The sequence below is a fragment of the Frankia tisae genome (assembly GCF_025403405.1).
GTDB lineage: Bacteria > Actinomycetota > Actinomycetes > Frankiales > Frankiaceae > Frankia > Frankia tisai.
This window is the reverse complement of the sequence record NZ_JANEZT010000104.1, coordinates 1-18,093: the sequence shown is the minus strand read 5'-3', so window position 1 is coordinate 18,093 and position 18,093 is coordinate 1. Positions and strand designations below refer to the sequence as shown.

Annotated in this window: 15 protein-coding genes and 1 tRNA gene; 5 read left to right on the top strand and 11 right to left on the bottom strand. The window is 67.6% G+C overall.

What is annotated here, in order from left to right; genetic code table 11:
- Positions 1-186: 186 nt before the first annotated feature.
- The gene (locus NBZ85_RS12545; protein ID WP_261559631.1) at positions 187-942 is read right to left on the bottom strand and encodes a single-stranded DNA-binding protein; all 756 of its coding nucleotides are present in this window, start codon (positions 940-942) and stop codon (positions 187-189) included.
- Positions 943-1,322: 380 nt separating this feature from the next.
- Here NBZ85_RS12545 and NBZ85_RS12540 point away from each other — a divergent pair, with 380 nt between their 5' ends.
- Together NBZ85_RS12540 and NBZ85_RS12535 are read left to right on the top strand one after the other, a co-directional pair.
- Positions 1,323-2,222 carry an aldo/keto reductase gene (locus NBZ85_RS12540; protein ID WP_261559629.1) on the top strand — a complete coding sequence of 300 codons (900 nt, stop codon included), beginning with the start codon at positions 1,323-1,325 and terminating at the stop codon, positions 2,220-2,222.
- Between the two features lie 255 nt (positions 2,223-2,477).
- Positions 2,478-2,550, top strand: a tRNA-Arg gene (locus tag NBZ85_RS12535).
- Positions 2,551-3,057: 507 nt separating this feature from the next.
- Here the strand turns inward: NBZ85_RS12535 and NBZ85_RS12530 are convergent.
- From NBZ85_RS12530 to NBZ85_RS12500, 7 genes are all read right to left on the bottom strand, one after another.
- Entirely contained in the window at positions 3,058-5,250 is a 2,193-nt protein-coding gene (locus NBZ85_RS12530; protein WP_261556513.1) for a GmrSD restriction endonuclease domain-containing protein, read from the bottom strand.
- A 54-nt stretch (positions 5,251-5,304) separates the two neighbouring features.
- Positions 5,305-5,988 (bottom strand): hypothetical protein, encoded by a 684-nt coding sequence (locus tag NBZ85_RS12525; RefSeq protein WP_261556514.1) that lies wholly within the window; start codon positions 5,986-5,988, stop codon positions 5,305-5,307.
- A gap of 324 nt (positions 5,989-6,312) precedes the next feature.
- A complete protein-coding gene (locus NBZ85_RS12520) occupies positions 6,313-6,693 on the bottom strand; it encodes a type II toxin-antitoxin system death-on-curing family toxin (RefSeq protein WP_261556515.1) in 381 nt (126 codons plus the stop codon).
- 338 nt (positions 6,694-7,031) lie between these two features.
- Positions 7,032-7,934 carry an NADP-dependent oxidoreductase gene (locus NBZ85_RS12515; RefSeq protein WP_261556516.1) on the bottom strand — a complete coding sequence of 301 codons (903 nt, stop codon included), beginning with the start codon at positions 7,932-7,934 and terminating at the stop codon, positions 7,032-7,034.
- Between the two features lie 1,499 nt (positions 7,935-9,433).
- Positions 9,434-10,711: a glucans biosynthesis protein MdoC gene (mdoC, locus tag NBZ85_RS12510; RefSeq protein ID WP_261561975.1), complete on the bottom strand. Its 1,278-nt coding sequence runs from the start codon at positions 10,709-10,711 to the stop codon at positions 9,434-9,436.
- Between the two features lie 393 nt (positions 10,712-11,104).
- Entirely contained in the window at positions 11,105-11,425 is a 321-nt protein-coding gene (locus NBZ85_RS12505; protein ID WP_261556518.1) for a hypothetical protein, read from the bottom strand.
- Positions 11,426-12,139: 714 nt separating this feature from the next.
- A complete protein-coding gene (locus NBZ85_RS12500; RefSeq protein WP_261561974.1) occupies positions 12,140-13,375 on the bottom strand; it encodes a tetratricopeptide repeat protein in 1,236 nt (411 codons plus the stop codon).
- 593 nt (positions 13,376-13,968) lie between these two features.
- Between NBZ85_RS12500 and NBZ85_RS12495 the strand changes: the two genes are divergently transcribed.
- Together NBZ85_RS12495 and NBZ85_RS12490 are read left to right on the top strand one after the other, a co-directional pair.
- Entirely contained in the window at positions 13,969-14,568 is a 600-nt protein-coding gene (locus NBZ85_RS12495) for a GNAT family N-acetyltransferase (RefSeq protein ID WP_261556520.1), read from the top strand.
- On the top strand, positions 14,556-15,182 hold the full coding sequence (locus NBZ85_RS12490; protein WP_308205175.1) for a DUF4232 domain-containing protein: 627 nt from the start codon (positions 14,556-14,558) through the stop codon (positions 15,180-15,182). Before NBZ85_RS12495 ends, NBZ85_RS12490 begins: the two co-directional genes overlap by 13 nt.
- A 36-nt stretch (positions 15,183-15,218) precedes the next feature.
- Here the strand turns inward: NBZ85_RS12490 and NBZ85_RS12485 are convergent, their stop codons facing one another.
- Complete coding sequence (locus tag NBZ85_RS12485; RefSeq protein WP_261556521.1) at positions 15,219-15,362, bottom strand: hypothetical protein; 144 nt, start codon at positions 15,360-15,362, stop codon at positions 15,219-15,221.
- Positions 15,363-15,950: 588 nt separating this feature from the next.
- Between NBZ85_RS12485 and NBZ85_RS12480 the strand changes: the two genes are divergently transcribed.
- Complete coding sequence (locus NBZ85_RS12480) at positions 15,951-16,307, top strand: hypothetical protein (protein WP_261556522.1); 357 nt, start codon at positions 15,951-15,953, stop codon at positions 16,305-16,307.
- 548 nt (positions 16,308-16,855) lie between these two features.
- Here NBZ85_RS12480 and hypB read toward each other — a convergent pair.
- Both hypB and NBZ85_RS12470 read right to left on the bottom strand, forming a co-directional pair.
- The gene (gene hypB, locus NBZ85_RS12475) at positions 16,856-17,587 is read right to left on the bottom strand and encodes a hydrogenase nickel incorporation protein HypB (RefSeq protein WP_261556523.1); all 732 of its coding nucleotides are present in this window, start codon (positions 17,585-17,587) and stop codon (positions 16,856-16,858) included.
- Positions 17,588-17,731: 144 nt separating this feature from the next.
- On the bottom strand, positions 17,732-18,093 hold a 362-nt coding region (locus tag NBZ85_RS12470), incomplete at its 5' end, for a hydrogenase maturation nickel metallochaperone HypA (protein WP_261561973.1).

The following is an 18,093-nucleotide window of genomic DNA, read 5'->3' as shown; positions in this document are numbered from 1 at the left end:
GGACTACCCGCTGCGCCGGGACGGCCGGCATCACCGAACCGGAATCCGGCCCGGCGCGCGCGGGTATGCGCTGCCTGTTCTCGTGCCGGCTACTCACCCCAGGCACGCTACCCAGCGCCGGCGGCAGGACCCGCGGCAGGGCCACCCCGCCCTTGCGCAATGCGGTCACCTTGGGATATGAGGTGATCAGCGCTGCTCAGCGGCGGTGGGGAACGACCGCCACGGCGACCCGGCCGCACCCGCCCCGGGCGGGAAGGACGTGGCCCCTGCACTCCCTGCGCCCAGCCCGCCGGCCCGCGCCACCGCAGTGGCCAGCGGCACGGAAACTCCCGGCACCAGGCCGGCCGAGGGCGACCCGATCGCGGCGACTCCGATCTGCTGCCCGTCCCACGCCGCGGAACGGACCAGCTCCTCCCCGCCGCCGGGCAGCGCCATCGACACGATGGGCTCCGGCTCCGGCCGCTCGGCGAGGGCCGACTCGCGCAGGTCGACCAGCGGCCCACCGCCGGGCAGACGGAGCCCGCTGTCCGCGACCGGGGCGACGGCGGGTGCGGCGGGTGCGGCGGGTGCGGCGGACCCCCGGGTCAGCCGCTGGGAACGCGCCGCGTGCCAGGTCAGCTCCGTGCCGATGGCGTCGGCGTCGATCTCGTAGCTGACGCGCCGCTCCCCCTCGCTGGTCTCGAACGAACGCTGGCGTAGCCGGCCGTAGACCAGCGCCCGGTCCCCACGCGCGAGGCTCGCGGCGACGTTGTCGGCCAGCTGCCGCCAGCAGGACACCCGCAGAAACAGGGTCGCACCATCGACCCACCGATTCTCGGAGCGGTCGAAGCGGCGCGGGGTGGAGGCCAGGCGGAAGCTGCACACCGAGGCGCCGTTCGTCGTCGTCCGGTGCTCCGGGTTGTCGACGAGATTGCCGACGAGGGTGATGGTCGTGTCCAGCATGGCGTGCTCCTCGGGTCAGGGAGGAAGGTGCCGGCGCGGCAGTGCGTCGGCGTCGTTCCACTGTGGGCCGTAATAGGCGATCTCGGAAGCCCCGACCGTCGGGCTGTGGATAACCGGCGTCCGTCCACAGCCTGCGCATCCCCGCTTCGGACCACCCCAGCCGGACCCTGTTCGGGTCAGGCGAGCAATACGGACGACCGGAGTGGGAACACCGTCCCCGGACGCTCGGTTGCCGATCCGTGAGTCGGCGAGACGCCCGGCCATGGCCCGATCGGACGATGCGGCACCCGGACCGGCGTTCACCCGCCCGACCCGATGCCCGGCGATCACGTCCCGCCGACGTGGTTGCTCACCAGCACCGTCGTAACCGGAGGACAGCGATGTCGACCACCACGACCAGCTCGACCACCAGCCCGGACGGCGCCACCACGGCCACCGCCAGCGGCACCTTCCTGCTCGGCGGCGACCTGCCGATCACCCGGCTCGGGTTCGGCGCCATGCGCATCACCGGCCGCGGCATCTGGGGTCCCCCCGCCGATCCGGACGAGGCCCGTGCCGTGCTGCGGCGGGCGGTGGAGCTCGGGGTGAACTTCATCGACACCGCCGACTCCTACGGCCCGCACGTCAGCGAGGAGCTGATCGCCGAGGCGCTGTACCCCTACCCCGAGGGACTGGCCATCGCGACCAAGGGGGGCCTGACCCGGCAGGGCCCGAACCGGTGGACTCCCGTCGCCCGCCCCGCCTACCTGCGCCAGCAGGTGGAGATGTCGCTGCGCCGGCTGAAGCTGGAGCGGATCGACCTCTACCAGCTCCACCGCATCGACCCCGACACCCCCGTCGAGGACTCCCTCGGTGAGCTGCGCGCGCTGCAGGAGGAAGGGAAGATCCGCCACATCGGCCTGTCCGAGGTCAGCGTCGCCGAACTGGCCCATGCCCGAACCCTGGTGTCGATCGTCAGCGTGCAGAACCGCTACAACCTCGCCCACCGGACCGCCGAGGACGTCCTCGACTACTCCGACCGGGAGGGCATCGGCTTCATCCCGTGGAACCCGGTCGACACCGGCCGGCTCGCCCTGCCCGGCAGCGTCCTCGACGCCGCCGCCAAGCACCACAGCGCCAGCCCCGCCCAGCTCGCCCTCGCCTGGCTGCTGCGCCGCTCCCCCGTGGCACTGCCGATTCCGGGCACGTCGTCCGTGGCCCATCTGGAGGAGAACATCGGCGCGGCCGGCGTCGAGCTCACCGACGACGAGTTCACCGACCTGTCCCGCCTGGCCTCCTGACTCTCTGGCCCCCTGGCTCTCTGGCTCTCTGGCTCTCAGCTCGCGCGCCCGAGGTCCCGCGCCCCGATTTCCTCGTCCCCGGCATGGCCCGATCGGACCAGCGAACCGGGGCGCGGACACCCCGCCCCCATCCCCACCTCGTCGCCCCGACGGACCGGCCGGCGACGTGTCCCCACGTGTCCGGCGCCTGGTCAGGGCTTGCTACCCTGGGTCTACCCTGGATGGAGCTTCCCGGTAGGCCCATCCTGCTCCAACGCGCCCGTAGCTCAGTGGATAGAGCGAGTGCCTTCTAAGCACCAGGTCGCAGGTTCGATCCCTGCCGGGCGCACTCGGGGATCGGGCCCAGATTCTGCGCCTTTTCGATCCCCTCGTCATGTCTGCCGGGGGGCAAAGCCCCCCGAGACCCTCCGGGTGTAGCAACGCCCGATGCGGTCGACCTGATGCTCGATGGACATACGCGCGGCCCCGACCGTATCGTGATCGTCGAGGCAGTCCGCGAGGCATGACCACTAGGCCGCCGGGCGGAACCGCCGCAGCTTGACCATCCTCGGTCGATTCGGACGCGCCCCGGTCCGGCACACGCGCCTCACGTATGGTGCGGCTTCGTCACAGCCGAGGAACTGAATCCATCCATCGCCGCTGCACCTCAGTCGTCACCTCGGGGCTTCCTGCGGAGTCTGATTGCTCCCTGCACCTTCCTTGCGACGCAACACATCACCCAGCCGCCTGCGACCGTCCGGCGTTTGTGTTGCGGGCGTGGTCCGGGTAAGTGCCGCGCACGTCACCGCGAGGCAGCTCGCGAGCCAGCTGTCAGCCCCGAGTCGGGACGCCGGAGTCAGGCAGGATTGGCGAAACGTCGGCGCAGCGCGTCGAGCTTCTGGCGGGTGCGCTCGTGCTCCCAGAAGTGCCAGCCATTGCTGCTGGCGCCTCTGGCGTCCGCCTCGGCGCTCGTCGGGGCCTTGAACGCGGCGCCGGACGCGGTTCGGATTCGCCCGTCGGAGAGGACGGTTGCCCAATACTCACCGCCCTTCTTGTATCCGACGAGGCGGTCGCCAGAGGCGAGGAGGCCGCCTCCCAGCAGATCGGCGATGCTAACTCTTCCGCTACCCTCGGCTCTGATCAAGCCGGGTCGGGGAGCGACCACCGAAGCATCCTCGGACGAAGGGACGGTCAGTCCGAGCCCGGAGGGCGACCAGATTCTCGTAGCGATCGCCCGGTAGAGGTCGGCTCGCGTGTCGATGTACTTCTCGACGGAGTCTCCTGCCTGGTAGGGGAGGAACTTGTCCGTCCAGGCGGCGGCGACGACGAACTTGCGGAACGCGACATTTCCCGGGGATCGATAGCTGCTTGGATGGACCGAGGCGGCGAGCCAGTTGAACCGCACGTAGCTGTTCGCCTTCTCCGTCAGCGAAGCACCGCCGAGGCTGGCGTTCTCGTCGCCGCTGAGCAGCACCAGTCCGCCCACCCTGTTCCGGAGCTTTCCGTACTCCGCCTCGGACGGCGTCTGGGTGTCGTGAACGCCAGGCTTCGCGGTGAAGAGGTGCTCGATCTCGTACAGCCACCTCCCGTCCCGGCGAGTTAGCATCCGCTCGACGCTCTCGTGCCGTCCCGTCTCCCGGTCCAGCCAGGCGGTGAGCCGAGCGAGGAAGTAGCGGAGGAAGGACCGACCTCCACTGGACCGGTATCTCAGCGACGGAACCTCGTCGAAATACTGGTACCAGCCGGCCGCGGCCTTTCCGAGTACCCGGCCAAGCGCCTCCGTGGTATGGGCGTTGCGCGCGTGGGACAGCAGCGGGTCCACCACTTTCGCCAGATCAGACGGCCCGTAGGGCACCCCGTCAAGCCCGCGGGTGACGACGAACAGGTCGACGAAGTTGGCCACCAGTCGGGCCTTCGCCCGGAAGACCGGGTCGCTGTCGTCCCGACGGACGGCCGCCAGCGTGAGGTCAAACTGCCGGGTCAGTCCGTTGTGCGCGTTGAACCAGATCGTCTCAAGCTCGCTGTGGTACTCACCGGCAGCCTGCATCAGCTCCAGGTACCGTCCGTGCAGCGGTTCAAGTTGCTCGGTGAGCAGGGCGACCCGCGCACCCTTTCCACCGGTCAGCTCGATCTTCTTCTCGTTCCTGGCCAGCCACTCGTGGGGAGGACTATCCCGTGGGCCAGGGTGTTCCTCGACCACGTCGGCGTCGAAGTACTGCGCGTGCAGCACCGCGCGGACGAAATCGATCGGGACGTTCCTGTCCTTCATCTCCAGAGCAGTGATCATCGAGCGCCATTTCCGGTCCAGTTTATCCGGGTCCTCGCGGGCGTCACGGAGAAGATAGTTCTTGAGAAGGTCAAGCGGGGCGAGCCGGAGACCGCGGTCGTTCATCTTGTCGAACAGGTCGCGGCCCCGCATACCGTCCCCCGCGTCCATCTCCACGAGAGAGACCCGGTGCAACAGCCAGAGGCCGAAGAAGGGCAGGGCGTCCGTTCTGATTTCCACCGGGAAGCAGGCGAGGATGTGCTCGGCTGCCTCCCCCACCCGCGCGATGTCGGGAGGCGCCGCGTCGAGGCCGATCAGGCGGTCGGCACGCAGATCGTCCAGGAGCGGCTCAAGGCGCTCGGCGCTCACCGCGAAGGAGCGCCTGAAGGCGTCCTCGCCCTTGATCAGGACACCCAACTGATTCTTCAGATCATCGATGTCGTCCCGCCGGGATGCGAGCCGGTATAGCTGAATCAGGAGCAGCAGCAGGGTGGTGACACGCTGCTGACCGTCGGCCAGGTAGATCCTCCCGTTCTCCCGGTAGACGATGATGGGGCCCAGAAAATACGGGTCGTAATACTGGACGTCCGAATGATGATCGGTGTCTTTCCACTGTGATAGGAATGTTGCAGCGAGATCATTTACGAGCTGCGCGACCTCCGACAGCCCCCAGGCGTAACTGCGCTGGAATGCATCAATGTGATACGCCCGCCCATCGAAGAAATCCTTCAGCAGGATGCTTCTCGCCTCGACGATCGGTTTCGCGTTGCGCTCCCTGCGCACAATCTCTCCTTCATGTGGTCCGACCCCGTCGCGAGATGCGGTCACCGGCCGCAGTCAGCTGACGAGTGCCCGGACCAGCACCACGTCGTCGCCGTTGCCGGACCAGGAGAACCCGGACCGCACCACCCGGACCTCCTGACCGGGACGCGGGTGGGGCGTACCGACAGCCTCGTGGAGCGCCCGATCGAACGGGACCCGCTCGCCGAGCCGACCCGCCGGCCGCAGCTGCCGGCGGGCAGCCTCCACCAGCAGCCAGTCCACAACGTCCGTCGCCGAACGGTCCTCTGCAACGACCAGTTCGGCCCCGCCAACGAGGTCAGCCAGCAGTGCGGCCTTCTCCTGCTCGCGTTGCTCCGTCCAGCCGATCTGGGCGCGCGGGCCAGTGGTCTCGGCGCGCGCCAGGCTGTCCGCGATGTTGTCCACGTGGGCCTGTACGAACCAGCCGGGTGCCCGCACACGAGCCCGCGTCGCCAGTTCCTTCAGCGAATCGCGTGACCGGCGCGCCATCGGCGACCACTCGTAGATGGTGGGCTTCGGCTTCGCGATGTTCGGGTGCGCCCTGAGAAGGCCGCGCAGACGCTCCCACTGCCGGTTGACGTCCTCGACCCGGATACCGACGTCGACGAGAGTGTCTCTTATCTCCTGGAGCCGGACGGGACGGCCGTGCTGCCTGATGACCGCCACAAACGCGGTGCCAGCGTCTTCGACGAACTGCTTCGCGAGCACTCGGTCATTCATCGAAACCTCGCCCTGTTGGAGTCGCGGCCCGCCAGCAGCCCGACGAAAAGAAAATAGTACGGCGGTCCAGGAAGCCGAATTCCTGCCGTCAGCGGTTTCTCGAAGGGTCCGGCCAAGAATTCCGGTGACCTGTCTGTCAGAATAGTAGAATCGCAATCTGCGGTCGGTCGTGAAATGCCTCAAACCGGTCGCCACTGTTAGCTAAACTAGCTATTCACTACAAATGACCGTCATCTACCAAAATAGCGATTTGCCACGAAAGTCGCTGGGAGGAACTCAGGTTCGGGTCCGCGTTAGTACTGGCTAGCGCGACTATGGCGATCGCTACCGACTGGCGCAGGTCGCCCCTTCAAGGATCTTGGTGATGTCCTCGACGGCGTCGCGAGCACCGGAGGGGATGCTCATGACGAGGTCGTAGGCGTCGTCGTTGGTCAGCGTCAGACGGCGGCCGTTAAGGCCGCAGAAGGCGATCAGGCCGGCGAGAGCAAGTCGCTTGCGCCCGTCGATGAGGGCATCGTCGCAGGCGAGCGAACGCAGGAGCGCGGCAGCCTTGCCGTCAAGCGTGTGATAGGCGTCACGCCCGAAAACCGTCACCCGCAGGCGGGGAAGAGCGGATTCGAGCGGCCCGTGATCCTTCACCACCGGCTCGGCACCAAGAGCCCGTTCGGCGATGTACAGCAATTCACGAAGATTCAGATAGATCATTCGCCGAGCCGTCGGAGTGCCTCGGCGTACCGCGGAAGCTCCTCGTCCAGCACCTGATCCAGCAGCTCCGCTCGGCTGTGTGTCTCGATGTACTCGTCGACGGGCCCTCAGCGAGCACGGCGTCGATGAATCCGTCGGGTCGGCCGCCAATCTCGCCTTTGGGCCAGAGGCCAAAGCTCGACGGTGGCTCCGGTACCCGCTGTATCGCATCGATCATCGACACCTCGCCACTGCCGAGGTCATCGGGTGGCCGGATCGCCAGGAGGCCGAGGGCTATGTCCGGCCCTCGGCCTCCGTGTCTCATGGTTCCGGCGATCCGCCCAGGTCAGGGCTTCGGGTCAGGGGACAAGGATGATCTTCCCGCGGACGTGGCCGGTGAGGCTGAGCTCGAACGCCTTCACGGCCTCGGCGAGGGGGAAGCGGTCCTGGATCTCGAAACGAATCACGCCCTGTTCGGCCAGCTTCGCGACCGCGGTCAGCCTGTCCTCGGACGCGACGACCACCGCAATCCCGGCGGCGGCGGCATGCTCGTCGGCTACGGCCGTGACCGCGCGGGACAGGTCGGGAAGAAGCGCCACCGTCGCCGCGACCGACGCCGCACCGCCGACATTGTCGATCGAGGCGCTGATCGTTCCGAGGGCCTTCACGGCATCCACCAGACCATCCCCGTAGGTGACGGGCTCCGCGCCGATCGAGCGGAGGTAGTCGTGGTTGGCCGGGGAGGCCGTACCGATCACGCGGGCGCCGAGCGCCTTGGCGATCTGGACCGTCGCCGTCCCCACTCCCCCGGCCGCGGCGTGGACGAGCACGGTGTCGCCCTCCCGGACACCGATCTGGTGCACCGCGGAGTACGCGGTCCCGGCCGCGACGGGCAGTGACGCCGCCTGCTCGAAGTCGACGGCGGCCGGCTTCGCGATCAGCGAGCTCGCGGGCACGTTGGCCTGCGCGCGGTAACCACCGGTGAAACCTGACCAGATGACCTCGTCGCCGACGGCGAACCCGTCCACGCCCGAGCCGACCGCGTCGACCACGCCAGCCGTCTCATTACCCGGCACGGCGGGCAACTGCAGTGGCACAAAGTCCTTCAGGTAGCCGGCGACGACCTTCCAGTCGACCGGGTTGACCGAGATCGCCCGGTTCACGATCCGGACCTCCCCCGCACCCGGCTCCCCCACCGTCTCCTCGGCCTGCACCAGCGCCGTCGGGTTGCCGTACTCCTCGAAATAGATCTTCACGCTCATCCCGGACTCCTTGGTCATCAATTCGATGTCGACACCGCGGGCCGGTGTCGACGTGTGCCGAGTGAGGCTCTGGGTGCTGGATCGCCGCCCTGCCGTTGCGGGTGGTCCCGGGTCGGCTGTGCTCGACGAGGGGCCTCGCCGCCCATCAGATCGCCACGACGCGGATTCGGCGGCGCTGTCAGATACGGAAGACGGGCGCACTCAGCGCGAACACAACGCGGCGCTGACCCGCTGCAGATCGACATACAGCGCCCGGCAGGCCTGCAACGAGGCCAGGACCTCGGTGACGGGGCACCGCGCCGATCGCGCGGACCGCACCATCGCACCCGCTCCCGTCGTCGTCCGCGCGGACCGCCACCGCGCTCACAGCCTCAATCCTGTACTGAGACGCCCACCGCGGGCCCGCTATTCCCGACCTTTTCGATCGACCAGCGGACAACGCTGCGGTGACGACGCTGCATGGATGCGTATGCCGCTGGCGCCATGAGCTCGGGGCGCTACATATCAGCCAGCCCCGGGTCGGGTCGGGGCGGACCCAGGCCGCGCCCCGCGAACGCATCGCTCCTCGCCAGCCCTCTAACGATCTCCGGGAGTTATCGATCTTTAATATGCCAGGTCGGATTGATCCGGTGGTGATCGCTGGGGGTGGATGGTGGGGGTTGGGTAGCCCACGGGTATGAGGTACGCGACGGGCGGCGGGTTGACCGCTGAGGATCGGGATCGTCGGGAGCGGGTGCGGTTGTGATCAGGACGGTGTGTCCGCGCCGCTCGATCCGGGCCGTCGAGGCGTCGACGTGGGTGCATGTCGTGGTCGTGGAAGTCGGAGTCGTCGATGGGCGTCGGGCTTGCGTCCGGCATCGCGGCGCGCTTCCGCCGAACGCCATGATCACCGGGAGTCGAGCTCGGGCCGAACAACCCGCACCTCACCGATCACGCACAGGCATGAAGATCGGTCCACGGCAGTCCCGGCCATAAGGCGGTCAGAGGTGGGGGGCGAACCACACACGATTTCCTAGCCCTTTGGTCCAGCGTCGCGCTGGTAATAAACAGTGATTGAGTGCCAGCTGCCGTCAGCCGTAACTTCGGCATGCATCACCAAATCCTGAACCTCGACGTCACCCAACGCATCGATCGAGTCAGCGACCCGTCGCAGTAGGGCACCCACGTCGTCCTGACCGAGCCCCCACGGGGTTTGCTTGAGAGAAGTGGTGCACGGTCCAGCGATCCTGAACCTCATCTCGCTGCACTGCCGAATTCTCCGCCACGACTTGATTATTCACCCGCCACAGCGCTCACCGGAGATCACCGTGTTGGCCCCGGCGTTCCTCGGAGGCAGCATCGGATCCGAAGCGACCAGCCCGTGGACCTGCGAACTCGGCGCACAGCAGAGCCAGATCCACTTCGGGCGGACAAGGCCTCGACGACCTCATCCTCCCAGGCCAGGAGCACCTTTCCTCTTCCCGATCCACTCACAAATGATCACTGGTGAAAGCCCGAGGCTAGAGGGTCCAGCGGAGGTGCTGGGTCTGTTCCGGGTCCAGCTGGCCGGCCTGGGGAAGCCAGCGCAGTGGCTGGGTCAGCTCGGACTCTGGCCCGGCGGCCGCCGCGGCCGGAATCGCGGTCGCGGTCGCCGCAGCAGACTGGCCGGCGCCGTGGCGGCCGGCGGCTGGGAACTTCCCGTTGAAGATCTTGCGGAGAAAAGGGGACCGCAGGATGACGAAATGGTGGAGGACGAGGGTGACGCCGAAGGTGAGAGCAGTGACCAGGAGCATCCGCGGCCAGTGCAGGCTCGGGTCGAACGAGAGAAGCGTCGCGATGACGTAGATCCAGAAGTAGTGGAAGAGGTAGACGGTGTAGGAGGCGTCGGAAAGGTAGCGGACGGCCGGCCGGGGGCCGGGAACGAGCCGGTTCGCCACGGCGAACAGATTGGCGGTGATCGCGATGGTGAACAGGGTCCGGCTGAGTACCACTCCGGTGGACGAGGCCAGCCCGCTCACCCAGCCTCGGGTGGCCGCCAGCAGCAGGACGCCGGCCACGCAGAGCAGTATCGGCGCGAGCCGTTGGAAGGCCGGCAGGAGTCGCCGCCGATCCAGGTAGAGAAGCACGCCGAGGAGGAAGAACGGCAGGAAGTCCAGCGTCTCCTCGACCGGGAAGTCGAGGGGATCGGAACCAATGGCGGGAACGACGGCGGCCCGGTATCCCCCGCGGATGAGGACGGTGCTCGCCATGGCAAACGCGATGATCGTGGCCATGATGCGCGGTCGACCGTTGGTGGCCCGCTGGTAGACGGAGTTGGACACGAGACGGGATAGGAGGGTCACGGCCGCCGGGGTGCACAGCGCGTAGACGAGCAGCGCCACGAGAAACCACAGCTGCAGAAACCAGCGCAGCTCGCCCACCGGCTCGGGAACGGTATTTCCGCGTAGGAAATCCAGGAACGAGACGTCCGGGTTGTGGAAGTTGTAACTCAGCCACAGGGCGGTGGGGTTGAACAGGACCAGGGTGCACACGAAGGGAATTCCCACGCTGGCGAGCCTGCGGCGCACGGTGCGCGCGGGTCCGTACTTCCCGACGAGCATCGCGGAGAGGAATCCGGAGATCAGGAAGAAGTCCGCCATCCGGAAGAGGCCGGAGGCGTAGGCGATCCCGTTGAAGATCGGATCGTCACCGAGCGTCGAGGCGTGTACGAAGACTCCACCCAGCATGAAGATGCCGCGTAACGCGTCCAGGTGATGGTAATGCGCGTCCGGCGCGGACGGTGCCGCCTTTCCCCCCACGATGCCTCCCCCAAGACCGCCGGACCGCTCCGGCATACCCCGACGGGCGACGCCTTCCGATGAAGAGGCGGCCGGACCCCCTATCGGCCATATCATATGGAAAGCGAAGGTTGTCCCGCACGCCGGGGTCGGGAGCGCCAAGAAGACACGGCCGGGCAGCCGGTGGACTCCGCCCCGGAACTCGACATTTTCCTGACGTTGCCCCTCTATTGAGATAGAGAAGATTCGGAGATGTGCGTAGTTGTGGCGGATCGATAGAGTGAATGCCTGGCGAGCTGCCGCGACGGGCGGCTCGGCCCGTTCGCTCTTGGCCAGCGCGACTCGCCTCAAAACAGCACGGTAGCCGACAAGTCACATGATTGCGCCCCGAGGTACTGTGTTCAAGTGGGGGTGCTACGCCGGCTCATACGGGTCGGGCGCAACCTGTTGCCCGGCGGCCACCAGGAACCTCATGGCGGCGCGGCGCCGGTACAGCCGCGTTCCCACTACGGCCAGAAGCATTACCGCGCCGATCACGGCCCCCCGCCAGAGAAAACCCCAGGTGACCGACACCCATACGGTTAAGATCAGACCATAGGCGCCACGCGCGCCATCGAGCGCCATGGTCCCGGCGCCCTCACCACGCCGGGAGCGCACAAGCCTCACCAGCAGATCCTGGGCAAGCATGTCCGCGGTCATGAGCACCATCAGAAAGATGTAGTCGGACTTCCCCATCGAACCCCCGCCAAACTCGTCATCGTGCGACCATCACATACTCCGGGACCATCCCGGCAAATTATAGCTCGCGCCCGCACCGCGCACCCGTCCCGCATGGACCTCGACAATCGCGTGGTGCTAAGCCAACAGATTTTAGTCTCTCGGCGACATCGGTGATTCCTCAAGGCACCGCCGGAGAGATTGACACAGCCGTACCCGGGGTATCCCTGACTCGCAGTCCACGGAATTTCTTCCAAAGTAAATGGCGGCGCGGCACCGGAGGGAGTAGAGATGACATTCAGGAAGGGTCCGAAGTATTTTTTTCTGATCGTAATCCTGGCGCTCGGCACAATCCTTTCCGCAGCCCCATCGATGGCCTCACCGCCGGGCCGCGCCGTCGGGCGGGGTGTGCATTGCCACTGGCGTCACGTCAGTGGTCACTGGGTCTGGACGAATGGACACCGGTACTGGGTCGCCCCACGCAACGTGAGAGTATGCGGCTGAGCTCCGACTAAGACAAACACCGGTAGCGAAAAGCCCTCGCGACCACCGGCGGGAGCTGGCGAGAGATGAGTGTTGCGCCCTCGTGCGCTCCGCGCTGCGCACGAGGGCGCAACGCAGAAACCTACGCACCGCCGGGCCATCGCCTTGCGGGAGCACATCCGGATCGGCTGACTGCGCATCCCCGGCCCTTATCAACCTTGCCACCCGGCGCACCCCCGGTCTCACCGGTTACAGGGCGGCGGCGTCGAGGTCTGCGATGAAAGTGGTCCGGCGTCGGTGTTCGGCACGCAGGTGGTCGATGTACATGGCGAACCCGGCAGCGTCACCCACGGCGAAGTAGGCATCGCGGAGGTTGCGGAGCAGACCGATCGCGAACCGGTAGCGGCGCTTGTCCGCCGCGACGAGGATGCGGGTCCCGATCATCTTCTGGTAGGGCTCGAGGACGTCCTGCGGATGACTCGTCCGCCGGAGTTCAAGGAGATCGATGAGCCCTCGCTCAGAGAGCATGTCGGCATGGTCGAGGCCGGCCTCCCACGCCTCGTCGGGTCTGTCCTCGGCAAGCAGGACCATGACCAGGTCGTCAGCGTAGGTGGGTTGCCGGGCGACCCGTGCACGCAGAACGGCGATCGCCCAGTCGGCGAGCCCGGCGTCCGCCGCGCATCGCCGTGCGGTGAGGAGCAACGCCCGGTGGGCGTTCGCTGTGGGCCGGCGTTCGAAGTCTGCCCTGCGCACGGCGACAGCGGCCTCGACGTCACCGGCGTCGATCTGCAGGTCCACCAGCATGTCGCGAAGGCGGTCCGCATGCGAGCCGCCGCCGTGGTCGGCGAGTCCGCGGCGAGCCCAGTCGATCGCCTCCGCCGGACGGCCGGCGTCCCTCAGCGCTGCAACGATCCGCTGGTACTGCCTGGCGCTGTTGAGGTTGCGGGCAAGGACGGCGACATGCAGGTCGACGTCGCCGGAGACCTCCGCGAGCTGTTCCTGCAGGTCACGGGTCGCAAACTGCTGACCCCAGGACCCCGGCTCAGCGACAGCGGCGCGCTTGTCCACCTCGGTACTCAGCTCAGCCAGGCCCTCGGCGCCCAGAGCGGGTACGAAATCGGCCAAGCGGATCTCCGGCCAGCCCGGACCATCGAAGGACAGTGCCACCAGCCATCGTGCGAGACTCACCGGCCCCGGCGGAGCGGCCGTGCAGGCGCGGGCGTACAGGCCCATCATGTGATGCAGATCAGTACCGACGATTCCCGACGAATCGTCCATGTACATCAGCGCGCTGGTCATCCGGTCCACCGCCTTGCGCAGCACAGGAACCGCGATCTTCGCGTTCCCGTCGGCCACCATCCGCTCGCAATGATCGGCCAGCTCCCGCGCGGCCTGGGAGTACTCACGCCGGCCCTTGAGCGGGTCACGACGTCGGTCCCGACGCAGCGCGTTCGCCAGCACCGTCAGGTCATCGCTCAAGATCATCTACCTATCTCACCGGCTCGGACATCTTAATACTGATCTTTTACGTGTGGTGTCGGTGATTCGGGTGGTTGCGCGGCTCGTGGCGTAGGGCCGAGTGCCGGGGGTGAACGTGGCCTGGATCGCGGGGGAGCTGTTCCGGGGTGTGCACGGTGGCCGGATGCCGCCGGACGGTGCGTTGCACCATTCCAAATCCGAGCCCCGCACCGCCACAACACCCCGGCGGGCACGCGGCCACCTGCCCGCTTCGGGCCGGTTTTCCCGCCGGCCGACCACAGCCCGCGGCATCAGCCAGCCACACACCACCACCACGACCGTGACCGTGACCGCTTGACACGGTCATTCGGATTCCGCGGAACCGGGCGCCGCCTCCGGACCGGCCCCCAGCCCGCCTCGACCCACACCCGGAATCGACCCACACCGTCACCGCACCACGGCTATCGCTTCCCAGCCGCCATCCCGCCATCGTGGTCCACCACCCCAGGCACCGTGCGGCCAGAACCACCCACTCCCCACCAGCACAGCGAATCAAAACTGAGCAGCACAGGATGCTTCACTCCTGTTGCCCTGCGTCATCTTCATGGCATGATCTTGCCATGGCCGTCCTCTCCCACCCCGAGCTGCTGTTCGACGACGTCCTCATTCGCCCTGCTCAACCTGGCGGCGAGAACATCGTGCTCGACCTGCTGGCCGAGGCCGCCGCCTGGCTGCGTGGCCGAGGCATCACACAGTGGCCACCACGTTTTCCAACAAGCTCCATCCGAGGGCAGATCGCAGCGGAAGAAGCGCTCCTCATGGGAGACGTCCCACGTCCCCTCGCCACCCTCGCCATTGCCGAAGATGACAGGCAGCTCTGGGATGCCGACACCGAACCGGCCTACTACATCTCCAGGCTCGCGGTCGCCCGGCGCGCGAGCGGCGCCGACCTCGGGTACCGCATCATCGACTGGGTGGCCGGCAAAGCCGCCGAGCGCGGCTGGCAGTACGTGCGACTGGCCACAGCCAGCAACAACCCAGCATTACGGCGCTACTACAAAAGAGCCGATTTCCAGCACGTTGCCGATCCACCATGTGCACGGTGGCCAACGAGCCTCTACCAGCGGAAAGTCAGCTCCGCGCAACAGCACAGCCTGCCCCGGCCAGCCATGGCCTCGAAAGACGAACAGCGTGGAGAAGGTGACAGATGTCAGATGTGATGCGGCGTCGGTGGGCGGCAGGGCCTGTCTTGCTCCTGGTCGCCGTTTTGTCGTCATGTAGCAGCACCGCCGGCTCCGCCAGTTCCTCCGGCACCGGGCCAAGACCTCCTGTTACCTCGGCCGGCGCGGCGTCGACCGGCGCGGCGTCGACCGCCCGGCAGTCCGCCGGAACCATGGCAGCGGCGGCCAGCCGGTGCACGACGGCGGACCTTCGCGCGTCCATACCCGAAACGCCCACCCCCGGCATGTCACAGAAGAGCATCCACGTGACGTTCAGGAATCAATCCTCGACTCAATGCACACTGTCCGGATATCCCGGTGCGGAATTCCGGTCAGCGACCGGAGAAAGGTGGGACCTCGTACGTTCCACCAGCGTCGTCCGTAGGCCGATCACCCTCGCGCCCAGCGCGCAGGCCCACGCAACGCTCACCTACCTGCCGACCGATCCCGGCGACGGCACCGGAAACCCTGTCTTCAACCCGACTTCCCTCGTTCTCATACCGCCTGACGAACAGACCTCGTTGATAGTTCCGTGGGCACTCGGACCCGTCCTCAGGCAGGACGCTGCCACGCATCCCGGAACATACATCTCGGCGCTCGAGCCGAAGTCCTGACATCGAACTGGCTTCTCCCCGGACCGACCGGAGGCGTCAGCGCCCTTGGATTTTGTCCGCGAGAATCTTGGCGATCTCCTCGACGTTGTCGAGTGCGCCCGACGCCACGTCGACGACCAGATCGTAGACTTCGTCACTGGTTAATGTCAGGCGACGTCCGTGCGCCCTGGTCGAGGCCACGGCGGATACCGGCGGGACCGCCGTCAAGCGATGCGCACGGCGGGGTTGGGGCGGGCGTACCGCAGTGACAACCGCGGGAGGGCGACAGCGACCGCGGGAGGCCGACCGCGGGCGCAACCACGGGGTCGGCGCCGACCACGGGAACGGCACGCCAGCGGGAGTCGACAATCCCCGGCTGACTGCCGAGGATCATGGTGAGGCGAGCATGCGAACTCCCCGGGTGGCGATCGGCTGTCCCTGCGGCGTCGGGTTAGCCCGAAGGGGAGGCCGTCGGCGGCCTGTGCGGCGGCGCGCGCCTTGCGACCCAGGCTGGGACGGATATCGCCCAGATCATCGGGATCATCGCGGTCCCGGCGAGGCAGCCGAAACACGAGGGTGGGCGCATGTCGGCGCATCACCTGAAGGTGCCGTTCGCTTGCCTACAGCCGCCCCAGGCGATTCCCTCGGAGAGGCCAGGGAACCACCGCAAGATAGGTAGTACCCGGACGAATAGGGAGGCGCTGCGCCTTGTCATCGCGATGGACCGCGAGGAGGAGCGCACGATGGTTCCGCCCGGGGGCGTTCGCCCTGGTGGAAACCAGCGCGACCATGGTGGAGCCCGTCACTGCGGCGCGCCGCTGGCAGCCGACCGGGCACATCGAGGTTGGCCGGGACTGGCGCCGCTGCGGGGCCGAGGAGGGCGGCTGCGGCGTGCTGCTCCCCCTCAACCAACAGACCTGCCCTCGCTGCGGCCGAACAAACCGGGAGGATCTGCTGCCCCTGAACATCCGTCGCCTGCTGCCCACCCACGATGCCTACGACCACGCCGTCGCCGTGCTCCGGGGCACCTGGGCCGGGGCGAAGCCGAACCCGCCCAGCCGGCCGGAGCTCGCCGGCGCGCCGGCGGCGGTCACCAGCGGTGAGGCCGTCCCGACAGCGGCGGACACCGAACTACCCGATGTCTGAGTTTCAGCTGGGGGCCGTTGTCGTGAGGTAGCCGAGCACGGTCGGATGGCCACGCTGTGCCTCGCTGGCCGTGCCTCGCCCGGGTGGGTGGAGGCGGCGCGGCCAGCGAGGTGTCGATGCGCCCGGCACGGGGAGGGCTCTCGCGACGGGGAATGTTTCGAATGATTCCCCGCGCCGGCAGGACTCAGCAGACCGCCGACGGCGGGTACGGCGGACAGGGATTGCCGGGCGGCGGGCAGCCAGCGCCCGTGGTGAGGAAGCCGAAGGTCGCGGCCACCGCGACGGCGGCCAGGGCCCGGCGCTTTCTCGCGTTACGTGGATGCTTGCGATTGCCGCTGGATGGACGCATGTCTCGACCTCTCCACGTGCCGCCATCCCCGATCACTGTCTTTCTAACGGATCGGTTTCAATCACCGAACGCGACGCGCCGAGCCCACCTCAGCCCATTACCCGAACTTCTCCGGATCACCATCCCGCCGCAGACGGAACACCGGAATTCCCGCCGACGCCGAAATATCAAATAATCCCGGCACATCTCAACGCCGGGTCTACTCCGCTCCAGGTTCTCCAGGTTCTCCAGGTGCGCCAGGTGCGCCGAGCGGGTTCGTCAGCCAGTCACACCAGGCGTTGATTCCCTCGCCGGTGCGGGCGCTGACCGCCAGCACGTCCACCCCCGGATGGACGGCGTCGAGGTTGCGTCGGAACGCCTCGGCGTCGAAGTCGAGATGGGGCAGCAGATCCGTCTTGTTAACAAGTACAAGATCCGCGGAGCGGAACATCACCGGGTATTTAAGGGGTTTCTCCTCGCCCTCGGTCACGGCAAACACCATCGCGCGCCGGTCCTCCCCCACGGCGAACTCGGCGGGGCACACCAGGTTGCCGACGTTCTCGATGATGACGAGGTCGAGCTCGCCCAGTGGCAGCCGAGGCAGCGCCGAGGCGACCATCGGCGCATCCAGGTGGCACTCCCCGCCGAAGCCGTTTCCGGTGTTGACCAGGGCAATCGCGGCGCCGAACCCCTCGAGGCGATCCGCGTCCAGGCTGGTCTCGATGTCCCCCTCGATGATCCCGATCCGCCGGTGCGGCGCGAGACGACGCAGCGTCTCGGCGAGCAGCGTCGTCTTCCCGGCGCCGGGTGCGGACATCAGGTTCACCACGGTGACCCCGGCCGCGTCGAACGCCGCCCGGTTGGCCTGGGCGACCCGCTCGTTCTCCCCGAGAATCCGCTCCAGCACCTCGACCCGCTCCGCGCCGGTGCTGTAGCCGGAATGGTCCCCCACCGAACCGGGGCGCCCACGACCATCTTCATACGGATTGCCGGACCGGTACGAGTGACTGTCCGGGTGCGCATGGCTGCCCGGGTGCGAGTGACTGTCCGGGTGCGAGTGACTGTCCGGGTGCGGATGGAATCGACCCATGCTTCGTCACGCCTCCGCCGCGTCTGTCGCCACCTCGAAGGAGGTGACGAGGAATTCCTCGCCGCTGACCAGGTCGACGTCGGCGGCGCCACACGCGGCGCAGCGCAGGACCGGAACGGCGAGCTCGTTGTGCGCGCCGCACGCTCGGCAGCGCACTACGGCAGGGACGGACTCGACCGCCAGTTCCGACCCGGCCAGCACCCCGGCTTCGGGCCGGTCGGCATGCGCCAGCTCCCAGCAGTAGATCAGGGTGTCCGGCACCACCTGCCGCAGGGCACCCACCCGTAGCTGCACCCGGGTCACTCGCCGGCCGGCCGCGTGCCGGGTGACGATGTCCGCGACGGATCGGCAGATCGACAGTTCATGCA

What these genes read in the sequence shown, in the direction of transcription:
- NBZ85_RS12545 (WP_261559631.1), bottom strand. Translation starts at nt 942, where the DNA reads ATGCTGGACACGACCATCACCCTCGTCGGCAATCTCGTCGACAACCCG.
- NBZ85_RS12540 (WP_261559629.1), top strand. Translation starts at nt 1,323, where the DNA reads ATGTCGACCACCACGACCAGCTCGACCACCAGCCCGGACGGCGCCACC.
- NBZ85_RS12525 (WP_261556514.1), bottom strand. Translation starts at nt 5,988, where the DNA reads ATGAATGACCGAGTGCTCGCGAAGCAGTTCGTCGAAGACGCTGGCACC.
- NBZ85_RS12520 (WP_261556515.1), bottom strand. Translation starts at nt 6,693, where the DNA reads ATGATCTATCTGAATCTTCGTGAATTGCTGTACATCGCCGAACGGGCT.
- NBZ85_RS12515 (WP_261556516.1), bottom strand. Translation starts at nt 7,934, where the DNA reads ATGAGCGTGAAGATCTATTTCGAGGAGTACGGCAACCCGACGGCGCTG.
- NBZ85_RS12505 (WP_261556518.1), bottom strand. Translation starts at nt 11,425, where the DNA reads ATGGGGAAGTCCGACTACATCTTTCTGATGGTGCTCATGACCGCGGAC.
- NBZ85_RS12500 (WP_261561974.1), bottom strand. Translation starts at nt 13,375, where the DNA reads ATGATCTTGAGCGATGACCTGACGGTGCTGGCGAACGCGCTGCGTCGG.
- NBZ85_RS12495 (WP_261556520.1), top strand. Translation starts at nt 13,969, where the DNA reads ATGGCCGTCCTCTCCCACCCCGAGCTGCTGTTCGACGACGTCCTCATT.
- NBZ85_RS12490 (WP_308205175.1), top strand. Translation starts at nt 14,556, where the DNA reads ATGTCAGATGTGATGCGGCGTCGGTGGGCGGCAGGGCCTGTCTTGCTC.
- NBZ85_RS12480 (WP_261556522.1), top strand. Translation starts at nt 15,951, where the DNA reads ATGGTGGAGCCCGTCACTGCGGCGCGCCGCTGGCAGCCGACCGGGCAC.